The sequence below is a fragment of the Aureimonas frigidaquae genome (genome assembly GCF_001463905.1).
GTDB lineage: Bacteria > Pseudomonadota > Alphaproteobacteria > Rhizobiales > Rhizobiaceae > Aureimonas > Aureimonas frigidaquae.
The window spans coordinates 247153-261515 of record NZ_BBWR01000002.1 but is presented as its reverse complement, the minus strand read 5'-3'; the positions used below and the strand labels follow the sequence as shown (position 1 = coordinate 261515).

Genomic DNA, 14363 nt, shown 5'->3' with positions numbered 1-14363 from the left:
ATTGGGCTGTCAACCGTAAGTCTTAAGGTGGCCGAACAATCTGGGCGCAGGCATCGCATGGGTGTGCCGGGCGTAAAAAAGGGGCCCGGCAATGCCGGACCCCTTTCCAGACAGATGGCTCGATCGGTCTTAGAAATTGCGCTGGAAGCGCAGGAAGCCGGAGGTCTGGTCGTCCGATGAAATGCCGCCGAAGTCGATGTTCTGGTACTTCACTTCGGCCAGCACGTTCATGTTGGCGGTCAGGTCGTAGCCGATATCGCCGACCACGGCCCAGTACTCGGCCGAGCTCAAGGTCACGCCCGTCGGGGACGACGGATCGATGAAGAGGTAGTCGAAGGTCTCGCCGTAGCGGGCCGATACGCCGGCCGTCAGGCGGTTGAACTTCTGCGAGTAACCCGCACCGACCGACCATTCGAGCACCAGGGGCGCAGCGCCCGGCGTCGGATTGTCGAGGTCCGGATTGTTCGGGATCAGCCCGCCGGCGGTGGTGAAGCCGCTGACGATGGCGTAGCTCGTCGGGTCGGACGCCCAGTGACCATCGACCTTCAGGGTCGAGTCGGCCACCAGGAGGTCCGACAGCGTCAGGCCGGCCTTGATGGCGAAGGCGTCATTGCTGCCATCGATGTCGCGCGCCGGCACCAGCGGGAAGAAGTCCGCGATATCGCCGAGATCTTCGGCATTGAAGGTCTCGTCATAGACGGCCGACAGGAACACGCCGCCCCAGGCGCCGGTGTAAGCCAGCTTGCCATGCACGTCGGGGGCGATATCGCCCGTGCCGTCGTCTTCCAGGCCGAGCGTGGCCGCAAAGCCCCCGGTCGCGAAGGTGTAGGAGATCTGGTTGGTGTTGAAGTCACCGACCGGGAGATCGTCGTCGGTCGGCAGACCGTCTTCGATGCCGCCGATGTCCGAGGACCACAGCGTATCCCGGTAACCGGCCAGGAAGCCGCCGAGCTGCAGGTAGCCCTGGTCCATCTCGAATGCATCGGTGCCGGTCGCGCCGGTGTTCTGTGCCTGCAGGCGGATATAGGCGCGCAGGGTGCCAAGTTCGGTTTCCTCGCGGATGTCGAAGTTCATCCGGGCCCGGACGGCGGAGAGAGCCTGGTAGTCATCGCCTTCCGAGTTCGTGACCGGCGAGCCGGCGACGTTGTATTGGAAGCGCAGGTAACCACTGGTCTTGATGCAGGTTTCGGTGCCCGGGACGTAGTAGTAGCCCGTGCCGTACACGTCGCAGACGCGAACGTATTCGACCGGCTCAGGCTCGACCATGATCACGGCGTCGGCCGCGCGCGCACCGGAAACGGCAACAAGGGCCGCGGCGGAGCCGAGAAGGAGGCTCTTCATGTTCATCTCTGTGTCCCCACTCTGTGTGCCATAGCGAAAAACGGATCGGCCCCTGCCGGCCCGCCCGGGCGCGACCTTCTGTCCCTTCGGCCACGCTCAACTTTAAGTTGAACGAACATTGCTGGCGTCGCAACGAAACGAAGCCAGACTTAGCAACGAGATGGTTGGTTTGACGGATGGTGTTGCAGCCCTGCGACAAACTGGCAGTCGGACGGTACAGAAGTGAAGCGGTGCTCGACGGGGAGCACTCCCGCCGCGGCGGCGGCCGGGCTTTCCGGCCGCCGTCACGGTCATACCTGCTTGTAGCCGCCATCCACGTAAAGCGCGGTGCCGGTTATGTAGCTGGCCTCCTCGCTTAAGAGGAACAGGACGGCCGATGCCACTTCCTCCGGCCGGGCCATGCGGCCGAGCGGGATGGGAGCGATGAGCGCACGGCGGGTTTCGTCGTCCACGGCGGCCATCATGTCCGTATCGGTCGGGCCGGGGGCGACGACATTGACGCGGATCTGCCGGGGTGCGAGTTCCGCGGCCCAGCTACGGGCGTAGGACCGGACCGCCGCCTTGGTGGCGGCATAAGTGCTGTATGGGGGAATGCCGGCAAGATCGGCGACCGAGCCGATCAGCACGACGGAACCCCCGTCCGGCAGAAGGGGCAGCGCCGACTGCATGCCAAAGACCATCCCCCGGACGTTCACATCGAAATGCCGGTCGACATGTTCCGGCGTCTCCTGCGCGATGGTGGCCGGTTCCGACAGACCGGCATTGAGCACCAGCGCATCGATGCGTTCGGCATGTTCCTGCACCTCGGCGACCATGCGCCGAAGGTCCGCCGGAACGCTCGCATCTCCTACCAGACCGCGTGCGGCGCCACCGATCCTGGCCGCGGCGTCCGCCACCGCGTCGGCGTTCCGACCGGTCAGGAACACCGTTGCCCCTTCCGCAGACAGGCGCCTGGCCACCGCATACCCGATCCCCCGCGCGCCGCCCACGACCAGGGCGATCTTACCGTTCATCCGTTCCATCGCAACACTCCTTGTTTAACGATGGAGGTCAGATATACAATCGATATCTAGTCACAAGAACGCACTTACATGAGCCTAGATATGGTGGACGATACCGAGCTGGAGATTCTGGCTGCGCAGGCGCGGGCGAACATGGTGCGGATCCGGCCGGTGCTCGACCGGATCGCGGATAAGTGGACGATTATGATCCTGACCGTCCTGTGCCCGAAGCCCGCCCGCTTCAACGAGATCAAGCGCCGACTAAACGGCGTGACGCACAAGGCGCTGGCCGATGCGCTCAAGCGCCTGGAGCGCAACGGCCTGGTGACGCGAACCGTCCTGCCGACGGCGCCGATCGGCGTGGAGTACGCGATCACGCCGCTCGGCCATTCGCTGCGGCAGCCCTTCGAGGCACTCTGTGCCTGGGCCCTGACGCATGGTGACGCCATGATATCCGGCCCTGCGCAGGACACGCAGGCCCCACAGGCGGGCGCTGCGCGCAAGAGCGCTTGACGCCGCCGATCAGATATCGAGCTTGCGCCGCATGTCCTCCAGCCGCTCCATAGCGGTGACGCCGTCCCATATGGTCGGGGCGGGCGTCGTCGCACCGGCAAGGGCCGGCACCACGTCCTGCAGCATGGCGTGATAGCCTTTGTAATCCTCGCTCGCGGCCGCGGTGAAGTTGGGCTTCCAGGTCAGCGTGTCCTCCTCGTTCAGGAGGGTCGCTTCGGGGTCGGCCACCTTGAATGGCGGATTGCGGTTCCACCGCACTTCGACGACGTTTTCCACCTCGATACGCTGATGATCGCCCATCAGTTCGATCCTCTCCACTGGCGCGCCGCGTGACTGGATTGTGCCCATGGCCACGGACCCGATGGCGCCGCATTCGAAGTCGAAATTGACGTGGAAGAGGATCCGCCCGGGCGTCTTCTCGACCTTGCGCGCTTCGATCCGCGTGACCGGCGAGACGAAGAAGGAGACGAGATCCATGTAGTGGACGCAGTGGTGCAGCAGGAAGCCGGTATAGTCCACATTCCCCGCGAAGTAGCCTGGCGCTGTCATGTAGTAGCCCGTCAGGCCCAGCACGTCGCCGAAGCGGCCGGACCGCACGATGTTGGCTGCAATGCGGTTGCCGACCGAATAGCGCTTCATGAAGCCGACGAGCAAAGGCTTGCCGGCACGCTCGGACGCCGCCGCCAGTTCGCGCGCACCGGCGGCGCTGCCCGATGGCGGCTTTTCCATGAAGACCGGCAGTCCGCGCGCCAGTGCCGCCTTGCCGAAGGCAAGGTGCTGATCGGGCCCGACGGCCATGCCGATCGCATCCAGCCCCGGATGGTCGATCAGCGCCTGCGCGTCGCTCATGAGCGCCGACACGCCGAACTGGCGTCCGGCATCGCGGAGGCGCGCGCCGTCGACATCGCACAAGGCCGCCAGCCTGACATCGTGGCGCATGAGCTGCGGCAGCAGCATCTGCGTGGCATGCACGCCGCAGCCGATCCAACCGATATTGAGGGTCATCGTCTGTATTCCGTCAGAGTGAGATGGGTACGGATGAAGGCCGCGGCGGCGCCGAGCCTGTCGCTTTCATCCTCGTGCGGCGCGCGCCACTGGGCGAAGGGGACGCCGAAGCGGTCGTCGTTGCGGCGGAAGGGTTCGAGCGAGATGGGCCCGGTATAGCCGATCTCGTGCAGCGCGCGGCAGACATCGACCCAGTCCGTCATCCCGGTACCGGGAAAGCCGCGATGGTTTTCGTTGGCCTGGAAGTGGACGAGCCGCGTCCCCGCCAGGCGGATCGCCTCGGCGATGGAGGCTTCCTCCATATGCATATGGAACGTGTCGAGCATCAGCGCGATGGACGGGTGGTCGACGGCATCCAGAAGTTCCATGGCCTGGTGCGTGGTTGAGAGCACATCGCTCTCGAAGCGGTTCAGCGGCTCCACTGCCAGGGTGATACCGGCCGCACGGGCATGTTCGCCGGCGCTGCGCAGGCCGCTCACAGCCCGCTCCTTGCGGGCCAGCCGCTCTTCCTCGCCGACCGGGGCGGGCGCGCGCCCGGCAAAGACGAGCGGGTTACCGGTCAAGGGGCCGCCGACGATCGTGGCCCCCATCTGGGCGGCGGTGTCGGCAGCATAGCGCAGATAGTCCACGCCCGCGCTGCGCGCCGTGGCATCCTCCGAGCAGAGATTGCGCTGCAGGTTGACCCGGGCTGCCAGGACGACGTCCAGCCCGGCATCCCGCAGGGCCTGGCCCGTCTGGCGCGGATCGAGCTCGCCCGGTTCCGGCACCAGCAACTCGACGAAATCGTAGCCGAGCGCCTTCATCCGGGCGAAAAGGGGGAAATGCTCCGCCGTGAAGGGGCGGGCATATTGCATGGAGATCAACCCGATCGGGTTCATGGCAGGACCTTGGCTCTGGTTTGGAAGGAAGGTTCGGGCGGCCGTCATCAGCCTTTGACGGCCCCTTGCGTCAGGCCGCCGACAAGGCGCCGCTGCACGATCAGGAACAGGATGGTTGCCGGCATGGCGCCGACGACGCCGCCGGCGGCCAGCAGCCCCCACTCGATCTGGTACTCGCCGATCAGCGTCTGGATGGCGACCGTGACGGTGCGCACGTTCCGGCCACCCAGCGTCAACGCGTAGAGATACTCGTTCCAGGCGGTGATGAAGATGTAGATGCCCGTGGAGACGATGCCCGGCAGGGCCAGGGGCAGGATGACCCGGCGCAGTGCCTTCATGCGCGAGCAGCCATCGATCATCGCGGCTTCGTCCAGGCTGCGCGGTATGGCCGAAATGTAGCTCGTCAGCATCCAGACCGCGAAGGGGATCGCCGTCGTGGCATTGGCCAGGATCAGTCCGATATGCGTGTCGAGGATGCCGACCTTGCGCATGATGATGAAGAGCGGAAGGATCAGGAGCACCACCGGAAACATGTTGACCAGCAGGAACTGGAGCATCAGGAAGCGCCGCCCGGCAAAGCGGAAGCGCGAGAAGCTGTAGGCCGCCGTCACCGCGACGAGGAGCCCGAGGACCACCGTCCCGAGCGCGACGATCAGGCTGTGCCCCATATTGCCGAGGAACGACGTCTGCTCCATCAGCCGCGCATAGTTGGCAAGGCTCCACCCCTCCGGCTGCAGGGCCACGCCGCGCGCCACGATGTCGGACGAGGGCGTGAGCGAGGTGAGCACCATCCAGCCGAAGGGGCCGATGGCGATGAGGACGACCGCCATCACCGGGAGATGGATGGTCAGGAGGTGGCGCAGGAAGCTTGCGCGGTTCATCGTTCGACCTCCCGCATGGACCGGAAGATATAGGCGGCAACCACCAGGCCGAGCAGCAGGGTGAAGGTGACGGCGATGGCCGTGCCGTAGCCGAAATCGAGGTTCTGGCGCGCCTTGATGAAGGCGTAGAGCGGCAGCGTATGCGTGGCATAGCCGGGGCCGCCGCCCGTCATGACGAAGATGACGTCCATGGAATTGGCAACCCAGATGATCCGCAGGAGCCCCGCCGTGGCAAGGATCGGCGCGATGCCGGGCAGAGTGATGTGGCGGAACTGCCGCCAGGCGCTGGCGCCATCGATCGACGCGGCCTCGTACTGGCTGCGCGGTATGCCCTGCAAGCCGGCAAGGATCATGACCGTGAAGAAGGGAAAGCCCTGCCAGACGAGGGTCGCGATCACCGCATACAGAGCGCGGTCGGGATCGGCCAGCCACGGCACGGCCGTCTGGATGATCGACAGGTGGATCAGTATGTCGTTCAGCACACCGGTATTGGGATCGTAGATCCAGCGCCACATGAGCGCGATCACGACGCTCGGCAGCGCCCAGGGGATGATGACCAGAGCGCGCGCCAGTCCGCGCCAGGCGAACTCCTTGTTCAGGAGCAATGCGGCGACGAGCCCGAGGCCCATCTGCAAGGGGACCGTCAGGCCGATCCAGATGCAGGTCTGCCAGAGCGCGGTCCAGAAGACCGGGTCGTTCAGAAGGGCGACATAGTTGGACAGGCCGATGAACCGGCTCGCATTGGGCCGAAACAGGACCAGCTCGTAGAGGCTCGTCACCACGGCTTCCGCCATGGGCAGGAAGACCACGACGAAGGTGACGAGGAGCGCCGGCGCGAGCAGCAGGTAGGGCGTGGCACGCAGTTTCCAGCGCGTGCGGCGCGGCGCATCGAGTGCGGATAGGTCGGTGGCGGATGACATGCCAGGGGCCTTTCGTCGGACGGGTCGCTCGAAAAGGCGGCAGGGCCGGCGGATCGGCCCTGCCGTCCCGTTACTGGAACAGGCCCTGGAGCCGCTCCATCATCGCCTCCGACGTGATCTGCCCCGTCAGCGCCTGCTGCATCGCCGTCTGCCAGTCCGTGTTGACGAAATCCGCCGTGGCGGAGGTCTGCGGCAGGACGTGCGCGAAGGACAGGGACTGGAGCGTGGCATCGACGAAGCGCTTCTCGTGCCCGGTCCAGTTGTCTGAGCCGCTCCGTGTCACCGGCATCTGGTTGGTCGCCTTGACGAACTCCACATTGTTCTGCCCCTCCGCCAGGAAGGAAATCCATTTCCAGGCGGCATCCTCGACCGAGGTGTTGGAGAAGATCGCGAGCGACTCGTCGCCATAGGATGTCCAGGCATTGCCGTCGCAGGCCGGCACCGGAACGGCCGACACCTTGTCGCCCAGCGCGGCGACGAGATCCTTCGACGATCCGATATGGTGGATCGTCATGGCCGTGCGCCCCTGCTTGAAGGCGCCGATGATTTCCTGGAAGCCGTCATTGGGCGCGGATGGCGGGATGGACTTGTCCTTCTGGAACATGTCGATCAGCCACTGGTTCGCGGCGATGGCTTCCGGCGTCGTCAGGCCGCCCGGCTCGAGCTTGGCCCCGCGTGAGAAGACGAAGCTTCCCCACTGGTCCCAGCCGCCCTTGCCGCCGCGGAAACCGAAGCCGTAGGTGTCGGTCCCCTTGGTGAGCGTGCGTGCCGCCTCGCGGAACTCGTCGCAGGTTTTGGGCGGTTGCAGCCCGGCCGCCTCGAACAGATCCGCCCGGTAATAGAGGTAGAGCGTGACATACTGGATCGGCAGGTAATAGGCAGCCCCGTCCGGGCCCTTGTTCAGGGTCAGGAGGTTGTCGAGGAGGTCCGCCTTGCCGGGCCAGGCATCGATGCGCTCGCTCAAGGGAACGAGGGCGCCCATTTCCAGGAGCCGCGGCTGGGCGAAGAGCTTCACCATGGCCGCGTCCGGGGCATTGCCGCCGACCAGCGCCGTATAGAGATTATCGTAGTAGCTGTTCCACGGAATGTTCTCCGCTTCGATCTTGATGTCCGGGTTGGCGGCCTCGAACCTGGCGATGAGGTCGGCCATCGGGTTTTCGGGATTGTCGAAGTGGTACCAGAACCGGACGGTTTCGGCCGCCTGGGCCGAGACTGCGCCCATCGCCAGAACAGACGACGAGATCGCGGCGAGCAGTAGCCTTTTCATGGATATGTTCCTCCCAGAACCTTTGTTATCGAATGGTCGTCAGGCGCCGCCACGCAGGAAGCGCCCGGCATCGCGCAGCGCCTCCTGCGCCTCCGGCAGGTCTTCGCTCATCTGCAGGAAGCCATGCGTGACACCGGAATGGATGGTCAGCGTCTCGTCGCGCCCGACAGCGGCCAGCCGCTCGGCAAAGACGATGCTGTCGGACAGAAGGGGATCGACACCGGCCGCGCTCAAATGCAGCGGCGGCAGGCGCTTCAGGGCCGCCTCGCTGGCGCGGGCGGGCGCGGCAAGCGGCGCGTGGCGCTCCGCCACATCCGGTAGATACCAGTCCCAGTAGCGCTGCATCTTGCCCAATGTCAGCCCCGGACCCTCGGCGAAGACGCTGTAGGACGGCGTCGAGAAATCGGCGTCGTAGACGCCGTAGAAAAGCGCCGCGCCCGCCGGCAGCGCCCGCCCGGCAGCGTCCTCGTGCAGCATGGCTGCGACGGCAAGGTTCGCCCCGGCCGAATCCCCGCTCAAAAACACGGGTCCGGAGGGCAGATCCGCGGCCTGCAAGAGGTCCGGCACGCAGCGCAGGCACGAGACGATATCTTCGAGCCCGGCCGGAAAGGGATGTTCCGGCGAAAGGCGATAGTCGGGCAGAAGCACGGGAAGCCCGGATTCGACGGCCAGGACCCGGGCGCAGCGCTCATGCGTCGCCGGGCTGCAGAAGGCGAAACCGCCGCCATGGACATAGATGAGGATGCCGGGCCGCGCCCGGTGTGGAACCAGGAGCTCGACTGCGCAGGCCGGCGATTGCGGATCCGTGGTCGCGGGCTTTTGCAGGGTCTGCCTGCGCGCCAGCGGCGGAAGGTTGCGGTTCCACCGGCGGTTGGCATCCTCGGCCTCGGCGCGTCCCTCCGCCGGGGCCATCATCGTCGGGTCGGGGCGGGGGCCGTCCTCCCGCGCGATGCGCTCGGTCAGCGCCTGCATGGACGGTGAAAGCTAAGTGGACATGGCCTGCGTCATGAATGCGCCTCCGGGAAGATGGCGGGGCCAAAATCGACGATGGTCACGATGTGATGGTCCAGCGCCTCAGCGGCGCCCTCCGCATCGCCTGCCGCAATGGCGGCGATGATCGGTTCGTGGCGCAGGGCCGTCTGGTTTAGGTCCCGCCGCGAGGCTTCCGTGCGCGAGATCTTGAAGCGGTGGTTGTGGACAAGGCACCGATGCAGGATCGGATCGAGCGCCGGCAGATCGGCATCGGCAAAGAGCCGGCGGTGGAAATCCCGGTCGAGCGCCGCCAGCGACAGTTCATCGCCCGTTTTCGCGACATCGATCATCCTGGCCAGGAGCATGTTCAGGTCGCTCGTCAGGGTCCGACGACCCGCCCGGACAGCCTGACGCACGCCCCGGATCTCGATCATGCGGCGGATGCGGAACAGTTCTACCGCTTCTTCCTCGGTGCAGGCCGATACCTGGGTGCCGCGATGGCCCTGGCGGATGACGAGTCCTTCATCCTGCAATTGCAGGAGCGCTTCGCGCACGGTGCCCTGGCTGCACTGGAAACGCCGCGCAAGTTCCAGCTCCGTCAGCGCCCGGCCTTCCGGCAGTTCGCCGAGCATGATGTCGCGCTTCAGCGCGTCGAAGGCGACGGAAGACTTGGCCCGCCCCGGGCGGGAGGAATGCGTTTCCAAGGCGATGTTCATGACAATCTCTCGATCCGGTTGCGCCGAATTATCCCCCGGACGCGTTCCTGTTCGACGAGCCGCTGTCCAACCTGGATGCCGCGCTGCGCGTGGAAATGCGCCTGGAGATCGCGCGGCTGCACCGGCGCATGAAGGCGACGACCCTCTATGTCACGCATGACCAGGTCGAGGCGATGACCCTGGCCGACAGGATCGTCGTGATGAACAAGGGCAATATGGAACAGGTCGGCGCGCCGCTCGATCTGTACCGCAGGCCGCAGACGCTGTTCGTCGCCCGCTTCATCGGAAGCCCGACCATGAACACGCTGCCGGCCCACATCGTGGCGCAGGACGAACGATCGGCCACCCTGTCGCTGCCCGACGGGACGATCCCCCTGCCCAAGCCCGCCGCTGCGAACTATCCCGACGAGATCGTTCTTGGCTTGCGCGCGGAGGATATGGGCCCGGTAGCGGATGGTGAGCCCGCCTGGCTGTCCGGCACGGTCTCCATCGTGGAGCGGCTGGGAAGCCAGACCTTCGCCTATGTGGAAACCGATGGCGGGGCGACCCTGTCGGTCCAGTTTCCCCGGACGTCGGCGGTGGCAGTCGGCGAACGGCTGCGCCTGTCCGGCGCGCCGGACCACGTTCACCTGTTCGACCCAGGGACGGGCCAGCGCCTGAACTGAACGGGGAAAAGGGGCCGCGCGCCAGGCGCAGCCCCCGGCACGTCAGCGCTTGCTGACGATCCAGAAGTCCTGCCAGTCCTGCAGCGTCGAGAAGTCGCTGTCGGACGTTTCGGAATGGGGCACGAAGAGCTGGTCGACCTTGTCGGCGATGCCCGATGCTTCTTCCGCTGGCATGGTCGCATTGCGATTGCTGGACAGCTTCCCGTCGATGAGCTGGGGCGCCATGCCTTCCCCGGTCATCATGTAGTGCACGAACAGCTTGGCGGCGTTCGGGTGCTTCGTGCCCGTCGCGATCACCGCCACGCGCGGCGTCAACTGCCCGATCCAGGGTTTCAGGCCATCGCAGATCGCCATGCCATAGCCATCCTGGCGGGCATCGCGGAAGATCGCCGCGCTGAGGAAGCCCATGGGCGGCTCCGCCTGGCCGGCAGCACCGACGATCGGGCCAACGTCCGAGTCACTGCGGGTGACATTGGGTTTGTTGGCGGCAAGTCGCTTGACCCATTCGGCGGTGGCGCTGGCTTCGTCGGTTTCCAGCGGCGTACCGAAATGCGCCTCGTAAGCCGCGCGCATCGCGTCGTCGCCATGGGCTTCCATCTGGTTGAACCAGAACATGGTCTCGTTGCGCAGGAGCGGATCCGGCATGGCGATCTTGCCGCGCCAGGCTTCCTCCGTCAGCGCCCAGACATTGTCGATCGGGCAACCATCCTTGTGGACGTCGCTATTATAGGCCCAGACCCAAGGGTTGAGGCTCGTGATGGCCGGGTTCTGATACTGCGCGGGCACGGCCTCCTTCAGGTCCGGCGGCATCCAGCTCGTTCCGGCGCCCTCCGGCAGGATCTGCGACGTTACGGACGGCAGATTGCTCATGTTGAACACGTCGGACCGGACATTGCCCGCCGCCGCCTCGCGCAGGATGACCTGCTCCTGCTCCTGGCCAGCCAGTTTGACGCCCGTCGCCTGGACGCCATAGGTCTGCGTGAAGCGCTCGGCCATCTGGACGATCTTGCCGGTGGCATCGACGACGACAATCGGCCCTTCCTTGCGGGCCGCCTCGATCAGCTTGTCGAGCGAGTAATCGCTGTCGGGCAGGCCAAGCTCGGCTGCGTCCTGAGCCGTGGCCGGCCCTGCCAGGACCGTCGCGCCGCACAGGGCCGCCATGAGTGCTGCCCGCACGCTGCTGCGGGAACGAGAGTGGGTTGTCATAGGTGGTCTTCCTCCTGGGTGTTGTCTGCTGAGCGTCAGGCCGCGTGTGCCGCCGGCCCGATCCGTTGGCCCTTCATGTCGAAGAGATGCAGTCGGGTGCGGTCGACCCGAAGGCTGAGCGTGTCGCCGATGCGCGCGTCCGGCGCCTGAGCGGCGATGGCGAAGATCTTCTCGGCGCCTGTCGTCAGTTCCACGATCCAGCTTCCGCCCGTTGGGACGACGTCCTGCACCGTGGCCTCCAAGGCCGCGCCGCCGTGCCCGGCGCCGAGCAGAAGGTTTTCCGGCCGGACACCGACCGTCGCGGCGCCGGCCTGGTCGAGGCGGTACTCGGACAGGCAGGCCTGCATCCAGCGGGACAGGGCCGAGCCCTGCGCGGACAGATCGATGATATTGATCGGCAGGTTGCCGACGAACTCCGCCACGAAGCGGTTGGCTGGCCGCTCGTAGATGTCGTCCGGCGTGCCGAGCTGCTGCAATTCGCCCTCGCTCATGACGGCGATGGTCGTGGCCAGCGTCATGGCCTCCCACTGGTCGTGCGTGACGAAGACGATGGTCGCGTTCATATCGCGGTGGATGCGCTTCAGTTCGGCCCGCATTTCCAGACGCAGTTTGGCATCGAGGTTGGAGAGCGGTTCGTCGAGGAGGATCACCTCCGGCTTGAGGGCGAGCATCCGCGCCAGGGCAACGCGCTGCTGCTGGCCACCCGACAGTTGCGAGGGAAGGCGGGTGCGGTAGCGCGCGATGCCGAGCTTTTCCGTGACCTCGCCGATGATCCGGTCGCGCTCGGGCGCAGGCACCTTCTTCAGCTTCAGGCCAAAGGCGACGTTCTCTTCGACGGTCATGTGCGGCCAGAGCGCGTAGCTCTGAAAGACGAGGCCGAGGCCCCGGTCTTCGGCCGGGGTGAAGATCCCCTCCGCTACCGAGACGATCTTGCGCCCGTTCACGGCGATCTCGCCCCGCGTCGGATGTTCCAGCCCGGCGATCATGCGCAGGGTCGTCGTCTTGCCGCAGCCCGAAGGGCCGAGCAGGCAGAGGAACTCCCCGTCGCCGATTTCAAGGTCAAGACCTTCGATCGCCGGTGCGCCGCTGCGCTGGTACCGCTTTTCGACGTCGCGGATGCTGATGCTGGCCATTACTTGCCTCCAAGCCCGTCGGACAGGCTGCTGCTGGTGAGTTTCTGGACGAAGAGGGTGCCGAAGAAGGCGATGGCGCAGATCATCAGCACCACCGCATTGGCGGCCTGGCTGTAGCCGTAATCGACGAGGCGCAACGCGTATGTCGTCAGGACGTCGGTGCCTGGCACGGCCAGGACGACGACGAGGCTCAGCCCCTTGATGCCGGATATGAACGGCAGGAGGACACCGGACACGAGAGCGCCCTTCTGGATGGGAACGACGATGGTGGCGATGCGCCGCCAGAAGCCCGCGCCAAGATTCTGTGCGGCCTCTTCCGGATCCTTGCCGAGCTGCATCATGGCCGAGATGCCGGCGCGGGAGGCGAAGGGCATCTGGTCGGCCAGGATGGCGAGCACCAGGATGACCGAGGTCCCGTAGAGCGCCGGTATCGGGCCGCGCTGCACGGCGAACATGGACAGATAGGCCGCCGCAAAGGCGATGCCCGGCACCAGATAGGGCAGAAAGGTGATCTGCCGCAGGAGGGTGCCGAGGATGCGGATCGGAGACCGCGCCACGACATAGCCGACGAGGAGCCCGAGGAAGCCCGCCCCCAGGGCCGCCGACCCGACGATCCAGAGCGTGTTCCAGGTCGCCGTCCAGAATTCGGGCGTGAGAAGGATGCCCTGCCGCAGCGCTGTCGTGTTCAGGTTGCGGCCGATCCAGAAGTCCAGCGTGAAATTGTCGGGCGTAAAGATGCCCGGCACCTTCATGACCGTGGTCAGCATGAGCGCGCCCAGCGGGATCGCCGCGCCGATGACGAAGACCAGAAGTGCGAGCCCGGCAGCGGGCACGCGCCAGGGGCCGAGTGCCGTCTGCCGGTTCATCGCGCCCTTGCCGCCGACGGTCACGAACTTGCGGGCTTCTTTCAGGAGCCGCATGTCGATGACGATCGACAGCGCGCCGAACAGGACGATCGTTCCAGCCAGAACTGCGGACATTCCCTGCTGGCTGGTCGATATGCTGCGGAAGAGGGATGTCGCCAGGACATCGTATCCGACGGGGACACCCAGCACATAGGCAACGCCGAAATCCCCCAGCGCCTTGGCGAAGATGAGCGTGCAGGCCGAGACGATGGAGGGCAGCATCAGCGGCAGGACGATCCGTGCCGCCACCGTGCGGCTGCGCGCACCGACCATCCGCGCCGCTTCCTCCAGCGACGAATCGAACTGCCGCAATGCGTTTCCGAACAGGAGGATGACAAAGGGCGCGTAGTGCAGCGCCAGGATCACGGTGATCGGTAACTGGCCATAGGCGAGCCAGTTGGGCGGTGCAAAGCCCAGCGCCTCCATCCAGCTCGGCTGGCCGCCCGTTGTCCGGTTCTTGAACAGGGTCAGCCAGGCCAGCGCGAAGGTCCAGGATGGGAGCATGTAGGGAACGATGAGCGCGGTGGCGAACCATCGGCGGCCCAGCATATCCGTCCGGCTGACGAGCCACCCCATCGGCGCCCCGATCAGGAGCGCCAGCACGATCGAGCCGACGGCGATGCTCGCCGTATTGAAGAGCGGCATCCAATAGATATCGGTCGCCACGCGTGAAAAGAACGCGCGCTGGATGTAGTAGGTCGTGAACTGACCGACATCTTGCCCGGCGCGAGCCTGGTCGGCGAACTGAACATGCACGGCGTCGTAGAGGAGCAGGCCCACCGGCGCGGCAATCACGATCAGGAAGAAGGCCAGAAGAACGAGGCCGAGTATGGCCGTCGGGTCCGAATTGTAGACCCTCGCTCGGTAGACCATGCCCTTGAATGCGTTCATGAGAGAGTTTCCATCACAGGCCGTTTTGGGACAGCGTCGTCCTGTCCCGGCGGCGCGTGCCGCGCGGGT

14 protein-coding genes are annotated in these 14363 nt (G+C 65.8%); 2 read left to right on the top strand and 12 right to left on the bottom strand.

The window, feature by feature from the left end; translation table 11 throughout:
* Positions 1-129 precede the first annotated feature (129 nt).
* Both AUL30_RS01260 and AUL30_RS01255 read right to left on the bottom strand, forming a co-directional pair.
* Positions 130-1347: a porin gene (locus AUL30_RS01260; RefSeq protein WP_062225993.1), complete on the bottom strand. Its 1218-nt coding sequence runs from the start codon at positions 1345-1347 to the stop codon at positions 130-132.
* 284 nt (positions 1348-1631) lie between these two features.
* On the bottom strand, positions 1632-2363 hold the full coding sequence (locus tag AUL30_RS01255; protein WP_062225991.1) for an SDR family NAD(P)-dependent oxidoreductase: 732 nt from the start codon (positions 2361-2363) through the stop codon (positions 1632-1634).
* Between the two features lie 81 nt (positions 2364-2444).
* Between AUL30_RS01255 and AUL30_RS01250 the strand changes: the two genes are divergently transcribed.
* A complete protein-coding gene (locus tag AUL30_RS01250; RefSeq protein WP_062225989.1) occupies positions 2445-2855 on the top strand; it encodes a winged helix-turn-helix transcriptional regulator in 411 nt (136 codons plus the stop codon).
* Positions 2856-2864: 9 nt separating this feature from the next.
* Here AUL30_RS01250 and AUL30_RS01245 read toward each other — a convergent pair whose 3' ends face one another.
* From AUL30_RS01245 to AUL30_RS01215, 7 genes are all read right to left on the bottom strand, one after another.
* On the bottom strand, positions 2865-3860 hold the full coding sequence (locus AUL30_RS01245) for a Gfo/Idh/MocA family protein (protein ID WP_062225987.1): 996 nt from the start codon (positions 3858-3860) through the stop codon (positions 2865-2867).
* Positions 3857-4738, bottom strand: coding sequence for a sugar phosphate isomerase/epimerase family protein (locus tag AUL30_RS01240; protein ID WP_062225985.1), 882 nt, complete (start codon positions 4736-4738; stop codon positions 3857-3859). The genes AUL30_RS01245 and AUL30_RS01240 overlap by 4 nt, the downstream gene beginning before the upstream one ends.
* Positions 4739-4785: 47 nt before the next feature.
* Positions 4786-5619, bottom strand: a complete 834-nt coding sequence (locus tag AUL30_RS01235) for a carbohydrate ABC transporter permease (RefSeq protein WP_062225984.1) — start codon at positions 5617-5619, stop codon at positions 4786-4788.
* Complete coding sequence (locus AUL30_RS01230; protein WP_062225982.1) at positions 5616-6539, bottom strand: carbohydrate ABC transporter permease; 924 nt, start codon at positions 6537-6539, stop codon at positions 5616-5618. Before AUL30_RS01230 ends, AUL30_RS01235 begins: the two co-directional genes overlap by 4 nt.
* Positions 6540-6609: 70 nt before the next feature.
* A complete protein-coding gene (locus tag AUL30_RS01225; protein ID WP_157069853.1) occupies positions 6610-7761 on the bottom strand; it encodes an ABC transporter substrate-binding protein in 1152 nt (383 codons plus the stop codon).
* Positions 7762-7845: 84 nt separating this feature from the next.
* Positions 7846-8778 (bottom strand): alpha/beta hydrolase, encoded by a 933-nt coding sequence (locus tag AUL30_RS01220; protein ID WP_062225977.1) that lies wholly within the window; start codon positions 8776-8778, stop codon positions 7846-7848.
* A 32-nt stretch (positions 8779-8810) separates the two neighbouring features.
* Positions 8811-9494, bottom strand: coding sequence for a GntR family transcriptional regulator (locus tag AUL30_RS01215; protein WP_062225975.1), 684 nt, complete (start codon positions 9492-9494; stop codon positions 8811-8813).
* 95 nt (positions 9495-9589) lie between these two features.
* On the opposite strand from AUL30_RS01215, the gene AUL30_RS01210 reads away from it, so the two are divergent.
* A complete protein-coding gene (locus AUL30_RS01210) occupies positions 9590-10159 on the top strand; it encodes an ABC transporter ATP-binding protein (RefSeq protein ID WP_062225972.1) in 570 nt (189 codons plus the stop codon).
* Between the two features lie 42 nt (positions 10160-10201).
* Here AUL30_RS01210 and AUL30_RS01205 read toward each other — a convergent pair whose 3' ends face one another.
* From AUL30_RS01205 to AUL30_RS01195, 3 genes are read right to left on the bottom strand one after another with little or no spacing between them, the layout of a single operon-like run.
* Entirely contained in the window at positions 10202-11365 is a 1164-nt protein-coding gene (locus AUL30_RS01205; RefSeq protein WP_062225970.1) for an ABC transporter substrate-binding protein, read from the bottom strand.
* Between the two features lie 35 nt (positions 11366-11400).
* Entirely contained in the window at positions 11401-12498 is a 1098-nt protein-coding gene (locus AUL30_RS01200; protein WP_062225968.1) for an ABC transporter ATP-binding protein, read from the bottom strand.
* Complete coding sequence (locus tag AUL30_RS01195; RefSeq protein WP_062225966.1) at positions 12498-14294, bottom strand: ABC transporter permease; 1797 nt, start codon at positions 14292-14294, stop codon at positions 12498-12500. Before AUL30_RS01195 ends, AUL30_RS01200 begins: the two co-directional genes overlap by 1 nt.
* Positions 14295-14363 lie beyond the last annotated feature (69 nt).

Excerpts from the sequence above, each read along its gene's own strand:
- AUL30_RS01260 (WP_062225993.1), bottom strand. The coding sequence starts at position 1,347 with ATGAACATGAAGAGCCTCCTTCTCGGCTCCGCCGCGGCCCTTGTTGCC.
- AUL30_RS01255 (WP_062225991.1), bottom strand. The coding sequence starts at position 2,363 with ATGGAACGGATGAACGGTAAGATCGCCCTGGTCGTGGGCGGCGCGCGG.
- AUL30_RS01250 (WP_062225989.1), top strand. The coding sequence starts at position 2,445 with ATGGTGGACGATACCGAGCTGGAGATTCTGGCTGCGCAGGCGCGGGCG.
- AUL30_RS01245 (WP_062225987.1), bottom strand. The coding sequence starts at position 3,860 with ATGACCCTCAATATCGGTTGGATCGGCTGCGGCGTGCATGCCACGCAG.
- AUL30_RS01240 (WP_062225985.1), bottom strand. The coding sequence starts at position 4,738 with ATGAACCCGATCGGGTTGATCTCCATGCAATATGCCCGCCCCTTCACG.
- AUL30_RS01235 (WP_062225984.1), bottom strand. The coding sequence starts at position 5,619 with ATGAACCGCGCAAGCTTCCTGCGCCACCTCCTGACCATCCATCTCCCG.
- AUL30_RS01230 (WP_062225982.1), bottom strand. The coding sequence starts at position 6,539 with ATGTCATCCGCCACCGACCTATCCGCACTCGATGCGCCGCGCCGCACG.
- AUL30_RS01225 (WP_157069853.1), bottom strand. The coding sequence starts at position 7,761 with ATGGGCGCAGTCTCGGCCCAGGCGGCCGAAACCGTCCGGTTCTGGTAC.
- AUL30_RS01220 (WP_062225977.1), bottom strand. The coding sequence starts at position 8,778 with ATGCAGGCGCTGACCGAGCGCATCGCGCGGGAGGACGGCCCCCGCCCC.
- AUL30_RS01215 (WP_062225975.1), bottom strand. The coding sequence starts at position 9,494 with ATGAACATCGCCTTGGAAACGCATTCCTCCCGCCCGGGGCGGGCCAAG.
- AUL30_RS01210 (WP_062225972.1), top strand. The coding sequence starts at position 9,590 with ATGCGCCTGGAGATCGCGCGGCTGCACCGGCGCATGAAGGCGACGACC.
- AUL30_RS01205 (WP_062225970.1), bottom strand. The coding sequence starts at position 11,365 with ATGACAACCCACTCTCGTTCCCGCAGCAGCGTGCGGGCAGCACTCATG.
- AUL30_RS01200 (WP_062225968.1), bottom strand. The coding sequence starts at position 12,498 with ATGGCCAGCATCAGCATCCGCGACGTCGAAAAGCGGTACCAGCGCAGC.
- AUL30_RS01195 (WP_062225966.1), bottom strand. The coding sequence starts at position 14,294 with ATGAACGCATTCAAGGGCATGGTCTACCGAGCGAGGGTCTACAATTCG.